The sequence below is a fragment of the Comamonas sp. lk genome (genome assembly GCF_900564145.1).
Lineage (GTDB): Bacteria > Pseudomonadota > Gammaproteobacteria > Burkholderiales > Burkholderiaceae_C > Comamonas.
Window position 1 is genome coordinate 3132740 of sequence record NZ_UOOB01000001.1, and the last position, 14812, is coordinate 3147551.

At 58.7% G+C, this 14812-nt stretch carries 16 protein-coding genes; 13 read left to right on the forward strand and 3 right to left on the reverse strand.

All coding sequences use genetic code 11. The features are described from left to right. Positions 1-23 precede the first annotated feature (23 nt). The 6 genes from EAO39_RS14185 (at position 24) to EAO39_RS14210 (ending at position 5486) form a co-directional block, all read left to right on the forward strand. Positions 24-710 (forward strand): RraA family protein, encoded by a 687-nt coding sequence (locus EAO39_RS14185; RefSeq protein WP_120968372.1) that lies wholly within the window; start codon positions 24-26, stop codon positions 708-710. Next, positions 707-1636 carry an NAD(P)-dependent oxidoreductase gene (locus EAO39_RS14190; protein WP_120968374.1) on the forward strand — a complete coding sequence of 310 codons (930 nt, stop codon included), beginning with the start codon at positions 707-709 and terminating at the stop codon, positions 1634-1636. Before EAO39_RS14185 ends, EAO39_RS14190 begins: the two co-directional genes overlap by 4 nt. A gap of 138 nt (positions 1637-1774) precedes the next feature. Continuing rightward, complete coding sequence (locus EAO39_RS14195) at positions 1775-2665, forward strand: tripartite tricarboxylate transporter substrate binding protein (RefSeq protein WP_240467010.1); 891 nt, start codon at positions 1775-1777, stop codon at positions 2663-2665. A gap of 68 nt (positions 2666-2733) precedes the next feature. After that, positions 2734-3669, forward strand: a complete 936-nt coding sequence (locus EAO39_RS14200) for a tripartite tricarboxylate transporter substrate binding protein (protein ID WP_120971123.1) — start codon at positions 2734-2736, stop codon at positions 3667-3669. Further along, a complete protein-coding gene (locus EAO39_RS14205) occupies positions 3666-4544 on the forward strand; it encodes an amidohydrolase family protein (RefSeq protein ID WP_120968378.1) in 879 nt (292 codons plus the stop codon). Before EAO39_RS14200 ends, EAO39_RS14205 begins: the two co-directional genes overlap by 4 nt. 9 nt (positions 4545-4553) lie before the next feature. Beyond that, positions 4554-5486 carry an SMP-30/gluconolactonase/LRE family protein gene (locus EAO39_RS14210; protein ID WP_120968380.1) on the forward strand — a complete coding sequence of 311 codons (933 nt, stop codon included), beginning with the start codon at positions 4554-4556 and terminating at the stop codon, positions 5484-5486. Positions 5487-5592: 106 nt separating this feature from the next. Here the strand turns inward: EAO39_RS14210 and EAO39_RS14215 are convergent, their stop codons facing one another. After that, the gene (locus EAO39_RS14215; RefSeq protein WP_120968382.1) at positions 5593-6210 is read right to left on the reverse strand and encodes a YdeI/OmpD-associated family protein; all 618 of its coding nucleotides are present in this window, start codon (positions 6208-6210) and stop codon (positions 5593-5595) included. A gap of 252 nt (positions 6211-6462) precedes the next feature. Here EAO39_RS14215 and EAO39_RS14220 point away from each other — a divergent pair, with 252 nt between their 5' ends. Then, positions 6463-6735: an SDR family oxidoreductase gene (locus EAO39_RS14220; protein ID WP_240467011.1), complete on the forward strand. Its 273-nt coding sequence runs from the start codon at positions 6463-6465 to the stop codon at positions 6733-6735. Between the two features lie 115 nt (positions 6736-6850). On the opposite strand, the gene EAO39_RS14225 is transcribed toward EAO39_RS14220, so the two are convergent. Beyond that, positions 6851-7828: a LysR family transcriptional regulator gene (locus EAO39_RS14225; RefSeq protein ID WP_120968384.1), complete on the reverse strand. Its 978-nt coding sequence runs from the start codon at positions 7826-7828 to the stop codon at positions 6851-6853. A gap of 185 nt (positions 7829-8013) precedes the next feature. After that, on the reverse strand, positions 8014-8409 hold the full coding sequence (locus tag EAO39_RS14230; RefSeq protein ID WP_120968386.1) for a DUF2390 domain-containing protein: 396 nt from the start codon (positions 8407-8409) through the stop codon (positions 8014-8016). A 65-nt stretch (positions 8410-8474) separates the two neighbouring features. Here EAO39_RS14230 and EAO39_RS14235 point away from each other — a divergent pair, with 65 nt between their 5' ends. From EAO39_RS14235 to EAO39_RS14260, 6 genes are read left to right on the forward strand one after another with little or no spacing between them, the layout of a single operon-like run. After that, positions 8475-9068, forward strand: a complete 594-nt coding sequence (locus EAO39_RS14235) for a UbiX family flavin prenyltransferase (protein WP_276209321.1) — start codon at positions 8475-8477, stop codon at positions 9066-9068. 16 nt (positions 9069-9084) lie between these two features. After that, on the forward strand, positions 9085-9954 hold the full coding sequence (locus EAO39_RS14240; protein ID WP_120968390.1) for a xanthine dehydrogenase family protein subunit M: 870 nt from the start codon (positions 9085-9087) through the stop codon (positions 9952-9954). Further along, complete coding sequence (locus EAO39_RS14245; protein WP_120968392.1) at positions 9951-10439, forward strand: (2Fe-2S)-binding protein; 489 nt, start codon at positions 9951-9953, stop codon at positions 10437-10439. Before EAO39_RS14240 ends, EAO39_RS14245 begins: the two co-directional genes overlap by 4 nt. After that, positions 10436-12730 carry a xanthine dehydrogenase family protein molybdopterin-binding subunit gene (locus EAO39_RS14250; RefSeq protein WP_120968394.1) on the forward strand — a complete coding sequence of 765 codons (2295 nt, stop codon included), beginning with the start codon at positions 10436-10438 and terminating at the stop codon, positions 12728-12730. The genes EAO39_RS14245 and EAO39_RS14250 overlap by 4 nt, the downstream gene beginning before the upstream one ends. Next, on the forward strand, positions 12727-13824 hold the full coding sequence (locus tag EAO39_RS14255) for a GTP-binding protein (protein ID WP_120968396.1): 1098 nt from the start codon (positions 12727-12729) through the stop codon (positions 13822-13824). Before EAO39_RS14250 ends, EAO39_RS14255 begins: the two co-directional genes overlap by 4 nt. Before the next feature lie 34 nt (positions 13825-13858). After that, entirely contained in the window at positions 13859-14794 is a 936-nt protein-coding gene (locus EAO39_RS14260) for an amidohydrolase family protein (protein WP_120968398.1), read from the forward strand. Positions 14795-14812: the final 18 nt, after the last annotated feature.

Genomic DNA, 14812 nt, shown 5'->3' on the forward strand with positions numbered 1-14812 from the left:
CTCTTTTCAACTGAAAGCACACCATGAGCCAACTTCCTGAAATCATTCGTGACATCGAACGTGTCAGCGCTGAAGTCGTACAGCAAGCCGCCACCTTCCAGGCAGCCATTCTCGCGGACGTGGCGGGCCGTCGCGGCACCATGCATGCCCGCGTAACACCGGTACACGAGCGCATGCAACTCGCAGGCCCTGCCTTCACCGTCGAGGTGCGCCCTGGCGACAACCTCATGATCCATGCCGCCATCGCGCTCGCGCAACCCGGCGACATCCTCGTGATCGATGGCAAAGGCGATCAGACCGCGGCGCTCATGGGCACCTTGATGCTGAGCGCCTGCAAGAAGCGCGGCCTGGCTGGAGTCATCGTCGATGGCTCTATTCGCGACAAGCTTGAAATTCTGGACTTGGACTTTCCGGTTTTCAGTGCGGGCTTCAACCCTGCCGGACCAACCAAGTTCGTGCCTGGGCGTATCAACCATCCCATTTCGTGCGGTGGTGCAACGGTGAACCCCGGAGATCTGGTGGTTGGCGATGCCGATGGCGTCGTCGTCATCGAGCGCATCAAGGCCCCGGCAATGATGGCTTTGGCAGTGAAGAAGGTCGCCGACGAGGCCGCGCGCATCGAAGCCATCGCAGGTGGCGACACCGCTTCAAAGTGGCTTCCGGCGGCACTGCGCGCAGCTGGCGTGCTCAAAGAAGGAGAAGCTCTGTGAAGCGAGAAACCATACTGATCACGGCTGCCGATCTTGCGCCACAGGCGCTCGAACTGCTCACAGGCTATGACATCGTCTATGCGGGAAAGACCCCCGCCGAAGATGACATCATTGACTTGTGCCGCCAGCATGACCCCGTCGCCATCATTGTTCGCTACAGCAAAGTAGGTGCGCAAGCCATGGACGCTGCACCTTCGCTCAAGGTGATCTCCAAGCACGGCAGCGGCACGGACACCATTGACAAGGAAGCCGCCAAATCGAGAGGCATCGAGGTGGTTGCAGCAGTGGGAGTCAATGCCGCCGCCGTGGCAGAACAAGCTCTGGCGCTGCTCCTGGCATGCGCCAAATCGATACCACAGCTTGATGAGCGCATGCATCAAGGCCATTGGGACAAGTCCACGCACAAGAGCCTGGAACTAGGAGGCAGAACCATAGGCCTGATCGGCTTGGGAGCTATCGGACTGCGCTTTGCAAAAATGGCAGATGCGCTAGGCATGCGAGTCATTGGTTTCGATCCGTTTGCCAAGAACCTGCCCGATTATGTGCAGTCCGTGGACTTGGAAACCTTGTGGCGCGACAGCGATGCAATTTCCTTGCACTGCCCCTTGATGGACGAAAACCGTAACCTGCTAAACGCTGAAACACTGGCCCGCTGCAAGCGAGGTGTGATTGTGGTGAACACTGCGCGTGGCGGATTAATCGAAGAGGCTGCATTGCTTGCTGCGGTGCAAAGCGGACAGGTACTGGCCGCCGGTCTGGACAGTTTCTCCGTTGAGCCCATGGTGCCCGACCATCCGTTCCGGCATCAACCAGGATTCATCCTGAGTCCGCATATTGGTGGCGTGACCAGCGATGCCTATGTGAATATGGGCCTGAGCGCTGCACGTAATGCGCTGGCGGTGCTGAGCCCCGCAGCTGTCGCCTGAGCTTCTTCAGCCATCAGGAGACAAGACATGCAGCAAATTCATAAAAAAAACCGACATTCGATAGTCAGCCCCAGCCTATTGTTGGCAGCGCTATTGATCACTTCAGGCACTTGCCTGGCACAGGCTAGCCACTATCCGATGAAGCCGGTACGGCTTGTTGTTGGATTTGCTGCAGGTGGTCCAACGGATGTGGTAGCGCGAGCCTTCGCTGACTACGCTGGCCGCGCACTAGGACAAGCTTTTGTGGTGGACAACAAGCCAGGCGCCAACACCATACTGGCGGCGCAGGCCGTGTTCGGCTCCCCGGCTGACGGATACACCTTGCTGTTCGGCGCAAGCAATCACACCATGATTCCCGCGCTGTACGGGTCTCGTGTGAAGTTTGATGTCGTGAAATCCTTTCAGGCCATTTGCGCCGTTGCCACCAGCCCGACTGTCCTGGTGACCGGCCCAGCCATTGCGTCGCGTACCTTGAAAGACTTCATGGCTGCGGTTCGCGCGCAGCCAGGCAAGGTGACGGCTGGTTCGCCAGGCGTCGGCAGCTCGGTTCACTTCGCGACTGAAATGTTCGCTCGTGCCAATGGCCTGCGCTTCAACCACGTCCCTTACAAAGGCGCAGCACCGGTGGTGACGGATTTGATGGGCGGACAACTCGACAGCTCATTCGCCACGCTGGGCTCAGTGCTGCCGCAAATCAAGAGCGGCAAGCTAACGGCGCTGGCTGTCGCCGCACCCAAGCGCTCCACTCTCTTGCCACAGCTGCCTACCTTTGCACAGGCCGGTGGCGGAGATTTTTCTGCAGATGCCTGGTACGGCGTTTTTGCTCCCGCAGGAACACCCGCGCCCATCGTCAAGGCATTGGAAGATGCCGCCTCAGGTTTCTCCAAAAGCGAGGCGGCGGCAGACAGGATGCGCAGCTTGGGCATAGAGACCACCTCCTTGTGCGGAGCCCCATTTGCAGACCAAGTGCGCCGCGAAGTTGCGACATATTCGCGCGTTGCACAGGAACTGGAAATCAAGGCTGACTAACGCACTGAATTGAAAGCAAATTTCTCATGAAACCCATCTTCTTCTCTCCGCTCCTGTTGCTTGCCACGATGCTTGCATATGCCCCTGCGGGCGCCCTCGCTCAAGCTGCCTATCCAGGCAAGCCGGTCAAGATCGTAGTTCCCTATCCGCCGGGCGGAGCCGTGGATCAAGTCACGCGACGCATTGCACAGAAACTGACCAAGCAGACCGGTCAGAGCTTCTTCGTCGAAAACAAGGCCGGAGCAACCGGAACCATTGGTGCTTCGCAGGTCGCTCGCGCGCCAGGCGACGGCTACACGCTGCTGGCCAATGACACGACCTACTCCATCTTGCCTCAGGTTTTCAAGAAGTTGCCGTGGGACTATGCAAATGATCTGGTCGCCGTGGCAGGCTTCAATTTCGCACCTACCGCAGTTGTCGTGGCGAGCAACTCTCCATTCAAGACCCTGGGTGAGTTGATTGCCTATTCGCAAGCACATCAGGGCAAGCTCAACTACGGTACAGGTGGAGCGGGCACCATGCCGCATTTCGCCACCGAATCACTCAAGACTGCCAGCGGGCTGAGCGCGACCCACGTCCCTTACAAGGGCGCTGGTGAAGCCACCATGGCGCTGTTGGGCGGCTCTATCGATTTTCAGATTGCCTCGACCCCTGGTGTCATGGGCCAGGTGCGCGGCGGCAAAGTGCGGTTGCTGGCCGTGAGTGGAGACCAGCGCCTGAAGGCCTTGCCTGACGTACCCACCTTTGCGCAAGCCGGAGCGCCTGGCTACAAGGTGGTCAACTTTACCGGGCTGTGGGCCCCCAAGGGTACGCCCGATGCCGTGCTGCAGGTGCTTCGCAAAAATATTGCGCAAGCCATGGCCAGCGCCGACATCCAGTCCTTTGCAGATGACCTGGGAGCGGTGCCCAGCGTGCTGAGCGGGCAAGCCTTTGCCGACAAACTCAAAAGCGATGCTCGACTTTGGGAATCTGTCGCAGGCAAGCTGGGAATGGACAAGCAATGACATCTGTTGCAGTTCCGCATTCCGCAGGACTCAATCAACCGGCACGCGCGGTCCCGCCGCTATCCTGTGATAGCCATATGCATATTTTCGACCCGCGCTTCGCTGAGTCGTCTCACTGGGTACGCCAGCCTCCGAATGCCCCTGTCGCGGCCTATAGGCAATTGCAAAATCGCTTAGGCACTCAGCGGGCCGTGGTCGTCACGCCATCAACCTATGGCACCGACAACGCTTGCATGCTGAATGCCTTGGATGAGTTGGGCGATTGTGCACGCGGTGTGGCTGTCGTGGCGCACGACGTAAGCGATGTCGAGCTGAACTTGCTGGCTGCCCGCCGCGTTCGTGGTCTTCGTGTGAACTTTGTCACGCCTCAGTCCTGGGGCAAGACCACACTGCAAATGCTGAGCACGCTTGCACAAAAAGTGGCGGCTCACCCGGCCTGCGAAGACTGGCATATTCAGGTTTTTGTGCATCCGGAGCAGCTCATTCAGCTTGCCTCCGTACTTGCTGCGCTGCCTGTGCCCTTGGTGATTGATCATCTGGGATACGTCGACCCGGCAGAGGGCGCTTCGGGCGCAGCCTACGATGCCATACGGCGCTTGCTGGACGGCGGCAATACCTGGGTCAAGCTCTCAGGCGCCTATATGCGCTCTACAGTACAAGGCCCCAAGTATTCAGATACCTTAGCGCTAGGCCGCGCCCTGGTGCGGGAAGCTCCCGAGCGGCTGATCTGGGGCAGCGACTGGCCACACACCACCGCAGCCCCTGACACGGTGAATGACGCAGACCTGTTGAATCTTTTGGCTGCATGGACCGTGTCTCCATCCGCGATGGAGAAAATCTTGGTGGACAACCCGGCACATTTGTACGGTTTTTGAAAGCAACTCATGTTTTTACTGCAAGCACCTGAAGTCCGTGAGCTGGAACTATTCAGTTCATTGCCCGAGTCCTTGCGCCGCCGCAAGCGAAGTGCCTGGGCCGATGCAAACCGCGGTGGAGCGATTGTTGACTCCTTTCTTGAGGGGCCTGTTTTTGACGGTAGCGGCAATCTTTATGTGACCGACATCCCCTGGGGCCGCATCCTGCGCATAGATCCTCAGGGCAACTGGTCGCTGATCACGGAATACGACGGCGAACCCAATGGCATGAAATTCCTGGATGCCGATACGCTGCTCATTACCGACTACAAGAACGGGCTGATGTGCCTGAACATTGAGAGTGGTCAGGTAAGCCCCTATCTGGAGCGTCGCAACAGCGAGCGCTTTAAAGGGGTGAACGATCTCGTATTCGACAGCCAGGGCAATTTGTATTTCACGGATCAGGGGCAGAGCGGGCTGCAGGATCCGTCGGGACGTCTTTATCGTCTGCGCCCCAATGGGCAGCTTGATCTATTGCTGAGCAATGTGCCAAGCCCAAATGGCGTGGCACTGTCACCAGATGAACGCGTGCTGTACCTTGCGGTGACTCGCGGCAACTGCATATGGCGGGTACCGCTGCTTTCCGATGGCAGTGTATCCAAAGTGAGCCAGTTTTTTACCTCATACGGTCCCAGTGGCCCCGATGGTCTTGCTGTGGATGTGGAAGGTCGCTTGCTGGTTGCCAATCCGGGGCTGGGCTATGTCTGGGTACTTAACAGTCGCGCGGAGCCTGTACAGGTGCTGCGCAGCATGCCTGGTATTTCTACGACCAATCTGGCATTTGGCGGCACGGATCGTTGCGATCTCTACGTGACCGATTCCACGCACGGGCATGTTCTGCGAGCAACAATGAGTGTGCAGGGGCTGCAACTGCATCGGCTGGGCAGCAAGGGGAAGAACTGAAGCACAGGCAGATGATCGAGCGGCCATTGAGATCCGGCAGGGTTTATCGCTGGTCCGGTGACGGATCTGGGGTGTCGAGCGAAAGTTCAGCTCAAACACCTCACGGTCAGCTCCTGGCTCTGGGCTTGAAGAGGTGGATGGTTTCACCGCGCGCAAGCATCTCCACCAACTGGGCAATACGCCTGGCACGTGTCTCGGCTTTCACGGCCGTCTGGATACGCCACAATACCGCGTAGCGATTGGCCGCATTGATCGTTGCAAAGAAAGTCTTGGCCCTTGGCTCGGCTTCCAGCGCAGCTAGCAGATCCTCGGGTACCGTGGACGTACGCGCACTGTCGTAAGCCCGCGCCCAGCGCCCGTCGGCCTTGGCAGCCTCAATCTGCGCATGGCCGGGCGCCTGCATGCGACCCGCCTTAATGAGTGCCTCGACCTTGTCGACATTGACTTTCGACCAAATGCTGCGCGCGCGCCGGGGCGTAAAGCGCTGAAGAAAGTGCTGCTCGTCGAGGCCTTTTTTCTGGCCATCGATCCAGCCCCAACAAAGCGCAATCTCCACCGCCTCGGGGTAGGTCACGCTGGGTTCGTTGGCGCCACGCTTGGCGATCTTGAGCCAGAGGCCATCGGAAGCAGCATGATTTTTCTTCATCCAAGCCTCAAAAGCCTTGGCGCTCTTGAATAAGCTCGGCGCGGAGTCGAGTTGGATGGCAGATTTGGCGGTAGGCATTGCCCTGAGTGTGCCGCAACAAGCGCCCCCGCGCGTCTCGCTGCGCAGCGATGAGGCTTGGTGCATCTGTGCGACATGAAAGGGCCCGCCTGTCTTGCGCGACCTATCGCCCAGTCGTCTCGCGATCGCATTGACTCGCAGTTGAGAGAAGCCAGAGAGGCTTCACCTGGCTGTCGCTCAATCTGCATGGTCTGATGCAAGCCTGCCAGGCGCTGCTGCCTGCCATGCAGGACAAGGGCTGGGCCACACATTATGGCAATCAACTCCGACGCAGCACGCACGGCCACAGGCATGGGCTTGTGTGCTTACGGCGCTGCCAAGACGGCGGCGATCGGCTTTATCCGCAATCTCTCGGGTGAGGGAAGTCTCCATGGCGTGACGGCCAATGCGCTGTCGCTGGGCACCCTGAACAACTGGGAAGGCTCCGAGAAAATTGCCAAGAAGGGGACCTCCATCGGCCGCGCCGGATCACCTCAGAATGTGGGCGCCGCCGTGACCTATCTGGCATCGACCGAGGCAGAGTGAATCAACGGCCAGGTATTGCCGGTGAACTGCGGCGGCTTGGTTGCCTGAGCATCAAAAGTAGACACAAATGGTGAAAATTGGACTGTCTCCCGAGATTCAGGGGGTGATCTCATACTCAGTGCTGATGCGTCAATGAACATCCGAACTGATAGCAAACGTTGCAGAAGCGATGGACGTTATCCTCTTCGTTAAAGCGCGATTTTTTAAGGCTTGTCCAACTCACCAATGCATCGCTGAACTTCTTGGCGGCAGGAGAGAGAGAGCGAGCTGAATGCAGCACCAACACAACTTTCCGCTCCAGTTTCGGTTGAAAAATCGGTTTAAAAAGCAACCCCAATGACTCAGACAGGCGGCGTGTCGATCCCGTCAAAATGCCCACACCCAGGCCACCAGCGACCATGCCAATCGTGGTCAGGGGCAGTGCTACCTCATGCACATATTTCAGAGAAATGCCTTCACTTGCCAGAGAGAACTCCAGAGCCGTGCGCACCGGATTACCTTTGCGTGAACCAATCAGCGGAAATTTCTGCAGCTCTTTCCAGGTCACGCTTTTTTTCCTAGCCAGGGCATGGTCCTGCTGCACGACCGCAAAAAATGGCTCTGACCAAAGTGTCTTCATGGACAGATCGCCATGATCCCCAAAGGCTGAGCCCACGCCGAAATCCACCGCTCCGCCACTGACCATCTGGATCACATCGTCCTGCGTCACATCCAGCAATTCGATGCGGATGCCCGGATGCATCTCGCTAAAGGCTTTGACCATTCGGGGAAGCACCAAAGCCGCCTGCATGGACGATGCAGCAATAGAAACTCGACCTCGCTCCAGTGTCTTGAGCTGGGCAGATCCATCAAGCATGGCATCCAGATCGGCCAGCGTCTTCTTGGCCAGCGGCAGTATCTCCATACCACCCTCCGTCAAGCGCAACATGCGTGTGTGACGGTCAAAAAGCTTGAGACCCAGCAAGTCCTCAAGCTCCTTGAGCTGTTTGCTGATGCTGGACTGCGGCAAGCCCAGCACTTCACCCGCTCTGGTGAGGCTGCCCTCTTCGGAAACTGCCACAAACACTTCGAGCTGACGTAGGGTAATCGACATATATTTATCGCCAAATCATATGAATCAGCAATGAATATATAAGCTTGCAATAGTTTTACAAAGCGCGGCCTTCTGCCAGCATTGACTCATCCCCGTGACGAAAAGGCTTCGTCGGGTTGGTGTTCCGAATGCAGGAGACCAAGATGCTGTGCTCTACCCTCATGTTCTCAAGGGGAGCTTCAGATCTAGCCACCAGCGGTGTAGTCCGTGGTAGATCGGGCCAGGTGTGTGTCAAGCCATTCGCAAAGCAGTCGTACCTGCGTGCGCTCGGCCAGCAGTTCAGCGCCCTGAATCTGCTCTCTGATTTCAGCAGCCTCAAGCACCTTGGTCTCCATAAGTTTCATGCCTCGGCGCAACTGGCGCAGCGGCAGCAGCACTTGAGCACGCCAGTCGCTCACAAAGGCGGCAGCCTCCTGTCTAGCTTGCTCGCTCAAGCGGTATCCCCGCGCCTGGGCACATTCCCAGAAAAGCTCCAGCACCACGTCCAGACCTTGCTGCTCCTGCCGCTGCAAAAGCGCTGCCGCATGCTCGTGATCGGCATAGCGCTCGCAAATTTCCTTCCAGGTCTGTTCAGAGTTCATGGCTTCAAAAGTTTTGTGCTGCAGGCAAACGCCTGGTTAGGAGCGTCTAAATGAAGATACAGCCGATCAATCGTCAGCGCCTGATTGTGGCAATTTCCGGAGCCTCCGGATTTGTCTATGGCCACAGGCTACTACAGCTGCTTCAAGGCACAGACATCGAGGCTCACCTCATCCTCAGCCGTGCAGCACTGATCACCATGGGTGCAGAAACCGAGCTCAGTCTTTCCGACGTCACGTCCTTGGCCGCCCAGGTTCACAAGAACGAGGACATAGGCGCCTGCGTGGCCAGCGGCTCCTACAAAACCCTCGGCATGGTGATTGCGCCTTGCTCCATGAAGACACTGGCCGAGATCGCCAACGGCATTGGCTCCACGCTGATTTCCCGAGCTGCTGACGTGATGCTCAAGGAGCGCCGCCGCCTGGTGCTGATGGCACGCGAAACACCGCTGACGCTGACGCACCTCAAGAACATGCTGGCCGTTACCGAGATGGGGGCCATCGTCGCCCCGCCGGTGCCAGCCTTCTACACCCGGCCTGCTGATCTCAATGAAATGGTCGATCACTCGCTGGGCCGGGTGCTGGATCTTTTCGATATTGAAGTGAATGCCGTCAAGCGCTGGCAAGGGCTCTCAGCCAGCCGCCGCGCCGAAGTCTCATGAAACAGGAGCTCCCCGCATGAAATTCTTTGAATATGTCGAGCCCGGCAGCCTGCAAGAGGCTTCGGAGCTGCTGCAGCGCTGCGCTGGCTCAGCCAGTCTGATGGCCGGAGGCACAGACCTCATGGTGATGATGAAAGAGCATGTTCGCGCTCCATCCCATGTGGTCAATCTCAAGAAGATCCCCGGACTGAATGACTTCAGCTACGCGCCAGGCAGCGGTCTGCGCATAGGCGCTCTGGTGACCACCCGCGAGATCGAGACCTCGGCCATCACGCTCAAACACTATGCCAGTCTGGCCAAGGCCTGCACCGATTTCGCCTCCATCCAGGTGCGCAATCGTGCCACCCTGGCGGGCAATGTGTGCCGCGCATCCCCTTCAGCTGACAGCTTGCCGCCACTGATCGCCGACGGAGCCGTGCTCAACATCCACGGACTGCACGGTCAGCGCCAATGCCGAGTTGAAGATTTCCTGCTAGGCCCTGGCCGCACGAGCCTGGCCACTGACGAAGTCGTCACGCGCATCGATATCCCTGCACCGCGTCCCCGCACGGGCAAGGTCTATCTCAAGCACGGCAGGCGCAGCCAGATGGAACTGGCCACCGTCGGTGTGGCAGTCAGCCTCACTCTGGGTCCTGAAGGACATGTGGACACCGTCAGCATCATCCTCGCCGCCGTGGCACCCACACCGTTGCGTGCAGCCGGTGCGGAGACTTTGCTCAAGGGCTGCACCCTTGACGCAGCCCAGGTTCAGGCAGCAAGCCAGGCGGCCGCCGCGGCTGCAGCCCCCATCAGCGATGTGCGCGCCAGCGCCAACTACCGCCGGGACATGGTGCGCGTGCTCACCGCCCGCGCTCTGACTCAAGCCATCAAAGAGGCCCAAGAATGAAAAAGCTCAGTGTTTCATGCACGGTCAACGGCGAGTTGCTGGACTTTGAAGTCGCACCCAACCGCAGCCTTTTGGATGCACTTCGCTCCGAGATGGGTCTGACGGGCACCAAAAAAGGCTGTGATGTGGGCGAGTGCGGCTCTTGCACCATCTTGTTCAATGGCCAGCCCACCAATGCCTGCCTGGTACTTGCTGCAGAAGCCCATGGCGCAGAAATCACCACGGTAGAAGGTCTGCAAAGCCCCGACGGCACACTGCACCCGTTGCAGGAATGTTTCATGCAGTGCGGCGCAGCGCAATGCGGCTTTTGCACCCCCGGCATTCTGGTCGCCGCCAAGGCCTTGCTTGACATCAACCCCAACCCCACGGAAGAAGACATTCGCTTTGCGATTGCCGGCAATATCTGCCGCTGCACCGGCTACACCAAGATTGTGGATGCCATTGCCGCTGCCGCCCCCGCCATGCAGGAGGCCGCAGCATCATGAACAAGAAATCCATCATCGGAACCAGCGTCAAGCGCAACGATTTGCTCGCCAAGGTGACTGGCGACGCAAAATACGTGGCCGACATGCATCTGCCTGGCTTGCTCTATGCCAGAACCAAGCGCAGCAATATCGCCCATGCTCGCATTGTGAAAATCGACACAAGCCGGGCTCTGGCTCTGCCCGGAGTCAAGGCGGTGCTGACGCACGAGAACGTTCCGCGTGTTCTGCATGCAGGCTCGCCCCACCCTCGCTCTGCATCGGTCACCTGTGACCAGTACATTTTGGACAGCAAGGTCCGCTACTGGGGTGAAAGTGTGGCGGTGGTCGCCGCGACCAGCGAAGAAATTGCCGAGCAGGCGCTGGATCTGATCGATGTTGAATATGAAGCCTTGCCCGCCTTCTTCACCACCGAAGAGGCACTGGCAGCGCCTGATACACAGCTGATTCACGACCGCGAGCCGGGCCGCAATCTGGTACTGCCACCCGTGAAAATTCAGCGCGGCAATATCGAAAAAGGCTTTGCCGAGGCCGACTTCATCCTGGAAGGTGAATACGAAGGAGGCCGCCCCACGCCAGCCTATATGGAGCCCAATGCCTGCATGTGCCAATGGGACGGCAACGGCAATCTCACGGTCTGGATCTCCACGCAGACCGCTTTCATGGTGCGCGGCATCATGGCTGAGGTGCTGGGCCTGCCGCTGCACAAAGTGCGGGTACTGGTGGACCATATGGGCGGCGGCTTTGGTGCCAAGCAAGACTTGTTCCAAAGCGAATTCCTGTGTGCCCTGCTGGCCAAGCAGACCCGCAGACCGGTGCGCATGGAGTTCTCTCGCGAAGAGACATTTCTGGGCGGCCGCACCCGCCACCCCGTCAAGATCTGGCTCAAACAGGGCTTTCGCAAGGACGGCAGCATTACCGCGCGCCAGGCCCGCGTAGTCTTCAATTCCGGCGCATATGGCTCGCACGGCCCAGGCGTGACCAATGTGGGCACAGCCGCGATGACCTCGCTGTATCGATGCGAGAACGTGGATCTGGAAGGACTCTGCGTCTATACCAATAGTCCCATTGCGGGCGCATTTCGCGGCTACGGCGTGGTGCAGACTTATTTTGCGCTGGACTTGCAGCTCGACGAAGCTGCTGTCGTACTGGGCATGAACCCTGCAGAACTCAAGCTCAAGAACGCCGTGAGCGAGGGCGATCTGGCTCCTTCCGGACACCCCATTGTCGGCAACGGTCTGCCCGACTGCATACGTCGGGGCATGCAGGAAGTCCATTGGCCCCGCAGCCCTGAGCAGACCGAAGGTCCTGTACGCCACGGCTGGGGCATGGGCTGCGAAATGCATGGCAGCAGTGCCTACCCCGGCATCAAGGAGCAAGGCAATGCCATCGTCAAGATGAATGAGGATGGCACGGTCGTACTACTGACCGGAACTGCCGGCCTGGGCACAGGTGCCCACACGGCTCTGGCGCAGATCGTGGCCGAAGAGCTGGGCCTGTGTTTTGAGGCCATCAGCGTCACGCACGGCGACACGGATGTCGTTCCCTGGGACATTGGCGCTTTTGCCAGCCACACGACTTATATGGGTGGTCGTGCGGCCCAGATGGCTGCAGCCAAGGTCAAGGAGCAGTTACTGGAAAGAGCTACCGGTTATCTGGATGCAGAGGCCAGCACGCTCGAAGTCTTGCAAGGTGTTATCCATGCGCCCAATGGCAAAAGCATGAGCGTGCGCGATGCTGTCGGACCACGCAAAGGCATTCCCGCCGCCCAACTGGTGGGCACGGCCACCTATCACCCGACCAAGGCCTACTCCTTCGCGGCCCACTTTGCAGAAGTCAGCGTAGACACAGAGACCGGCCAGATCACGGTGCTGCAAGTAGTTCCTGTACATGAGATCGGCAAGGTCATTCACCCCGTTGCCGCAGCAGGCCAGATCGAGGGCGGCATACAGCAAGGCATCGGTCACACGCTGTACGAGGACTACCAGATCGACATGAAGACAGGCCGATCTCTGAATGCCAACTTCGTTGACTACAAGATGCCGCTGTCCATGGACATGCCCCAGATCCGCACGGTGCTACTGGAAACCGCGCCCGACCCTGGAGGTCCGTTCGGTGCCAAGGGCGTGGGCGAGGACCCCATCATCGCCATCGGTCCGGCCATTGTGAACGCGGTCTACGACGCCATCGGCGTGCGCTTTCATCACTACCCCATCCGCCCCGAGCAGGTGCTGCAAGCCCTGAAAGCCCAGGACGGTCAAAGCCAACGTGTCACAGAAGGAGCTCATGCATGACCTCGACCAGCCAACGCCCTATTCCCGTCACCATCCTCACCGGCTTTCTCGGGGCAGGAAAGACCACGCTGCTCAACCACATCCTGACGGAAAAACATGGCCACCGCATTGCCGTGATCGAAAACGAGTTCGGCGAAGTCGATGTGGACTCCGACCTGGTGATGGCTTCGGAAGAGGAAATTTTTCAAGTCGCCAACGGCTGCATCTGCTGCGTGGTCGATGTGCGCAACGACCTGGTGGAGATTCTGCAAAAGCTGCTCGACCGCAAGGATCAGTTCGATCACATCCTCGTGGAAACCAGCGGGTTGGCCGATCCCTCGCCGGTTGCCGCGACCTTTTTCATGGACAACGAAGTAGCCAAGAAGGTGGTGCTGGACGGCATCGTGACCCTGGTGGATGCCGTGCATGTGCAGCCACACCTGGATGATCCTGCACTTGCCGAATACGACAACCAGGCAGTGACGCAGATTGTGGTGGCTGACCGCATCTTGCTCAACAAATCCGATCTGGTCAGCGAGAGCGAGCTGCAGGAAGTGGAGCGCCGCATTCGTACCCTCAACAGCAATGCTCCACTGATTCGCAGTGTTCAGGCACAGGTGGATCTGTCCCAGATTTTGGGCCTGCAGACCTTTGAGTCCGATGCGCTTTCCATGACAGACCCCGACTTTTTGCACCAACCTGCCATAGGCGGCCATGTCTGCGATACGCATTGCGCGCACGACCATGAGCGTCTACCAGAAATCGGGCAATCCGTAGACCTGGGCCACACACACGACCCGTCGGTGAGTTCGGTGTCTTTCGTCTTCGACCGTCCCTTCGAAATCGACGCGCTGATGCAAACCCTTGATGGCTTGCTGGCCGAGCAAGGCGATGACATCTTCCGCGTCAAAGGCATCTTGCATGTGCAGGGCGATGACCGCCGCCATGTGCTGCAAGGCGTGCACCGCCTGCTCGAACTCAAACCTTCCATTCCCTGGTGGGACAAAGCGCCCAGCAGCAAGCTGGTTTTCATCGGCCGCAACCTCAACGCCTCGCTGCTGCGAAGCGCACTCACTCGTCACCTGGTTTCCATCGAGGCTCAGGAAGCCGCCTGAAGCGCTTCATCCGTCATCACCAAAGGAGAGACACATGATCATCGACATCAGCTGCTATCCCACCGACCAGGTTGACCTGGCCTGGTGGCATGACGGCAAGCCCTATACCGTGGACCGGCTGCTCAAGACCATGGACGGCCCCTACTACGTCAACGGCAAGCCTCGCCGCATCGACAAAGCCTTTATCCAACCGCCTCAGGGCAACACCATCTATACCTGGAGCGACGGTGAAAAGTCGGGCCGCGAGTCCATTGATGCCTATATGGCCTACACGCTCAAATGCGTGCAGGAGCATCCCGACCGACTCATCGGCTGCTTTGTCTACAACCCTCGCTGCGGTGTGCAGAACGGTGTGGAAGCCATTGAGCGCTATGTCAAAGAGCATGGCTTCAAGATGGTGCAGATGCAGGCCAATATGCATGCCTACCGTCCCGACCGCGCGCTGGACTGGGTTCGCCCGGCGTTTGAAAAATGCGCTGAACTGGGTGTGCCCGTGAAGCTGCATACAGGCGACGGCCCCTACAGCATCCCTTCCGAGTGGATTCCCATGATTCAGGAATTCCCCAATGTGGACTTCATCATGGCCCACTTCGGCGTGCAGACCGGGGGCGTCTATTGCTTCGAGCCCTTCCAGGCTGCCATGGACCTACCCAATGTGTATTGCGAATCGGGCTGGTGCTTGCAATCGCGCATTGTGGAGTTCGCCAAGGTCTTGCCCAAGCACAAGATCATCTTCGGCACAGACACACCGCCCAACGAACCCGGCATGTGGCTGCGCCTGCTGGAAGTGCTGTGTACCAACCCCCCACAGGGCATGAACCTCGACGAAGAAACGCTTGAGGACTACCTGGGCAACAACATCGCACGAATGATCGGCTTGGAGCCCACCCATGCACCCAGGACTTTTGAAGAAGCCGAGCGGATGCTGGGTCGCAAGGCCGAGCGCCATCCCGTGATTGAACTGTACTGATTCAAGCCAGGAGACAAC

Excerpts from the sequence above, each read along its gene's own strand:
- EAO39_RS14200 (WP_120971123.1), top strand. The coding sequence starts at position 2,734 with ATGCTTGCATATGCCCCTGCGGGCGCCCTCGCTCAAGCTGCCTATCCA.
- EAO39_RS14225 (WP_120968384.1), bottom strand. The coding sequence starts at position 7,828 with ATGTCGATTACCCTACGTCAGCTCGAAGTGTTTGTGGCAGTTTCCGAA.
- EAO39_RS14215 (WP_120968382.1), bottom strand. The coding sequence starts at position 6,210 with ATGCCTACCGCCAAATCTGCCATCCAACTCGACTCCGCGCCGAGCTTA.
- EAO39_RS14260 (WP_120968398.1), top strand. The coding sequence starts at position 13,859 with ATGATCATCGACATCAGCTGCTATCCCACCGACCAGGTTGACCTGGCC.
- EAO39_RS14185 (WP_120968372.1), top strand. The coding sequence starts at position 24 with ATGAGCCAACTTCCTGAAATCATTCGTGACATCGAACGTGTCAGCGCT.
- EAO39_RS14220 (WP_240467011.1), top strand. The coding sequence starts at position 6,463 with ATGGCAATCAACTCCGACGCAGCACGCACGGCCACAGGCATGGGCTTG.
- EAO39_RS14230 (WP_120968386.1), bottom strand. The coding sequence starts at position 8,409 with ATGAACTCTGAACAGACCTGGAAGGAAATTTGCGAGCGCTATGCCGAT.
- EAO39_RS14240 (WP_120968390.1), top strand. The coding sequence starts at position 9,085 with ATGAAATTCTTTGAATATGTCGAGCCCGGCAGCCTGCAAGAGGCTTCG.
- EAO39_RS14245 (WP_120968392.1), top strand. The coding sequence starts at position 9,951 with ATGAAAAAGCTCAGTGTTTCATGCACGGTCAACGGCGAGTTGCTGGAC.
- EAO39_RS14195 (WP_240467010.1), top strand. The coding sequence starts at position 1,775 with ATGAAGCCGGTACGGCTTGTTGTTGGATTTGCTGCAGGTGGTCCAACG.
- EAO39_RS14205 (WP_120968378.1), top strand. The coding sequence starts at position 3,666 with ATGACATCTGTTGCAGTTCCGCATTCCGCAGGACTCAATCAACCGGCA.
- EAO39_RS14255 (WP_120968396.1), top strand. The coding sequence starts at position 12,727 with ATGACCTCGACCAGCCAACGCCCTATTCCCGTCACCATCCTCACCGGC.
- EAO39_RS14250 (WP_120968394.1), top strand. The coding sequence starts at position 10,436 with ATGAACAAGAAATCCATCATCGGAACCAGCGTCAAGCGCAACGATTTG.
- EAO39_RS14210 (WP_120968380.1), top strand. The coding sequence starts at position 4,554 with ATGTTTTTACTGCAAGCACCTGAAGTCCGTGAGCTGGAACTATTCAGT.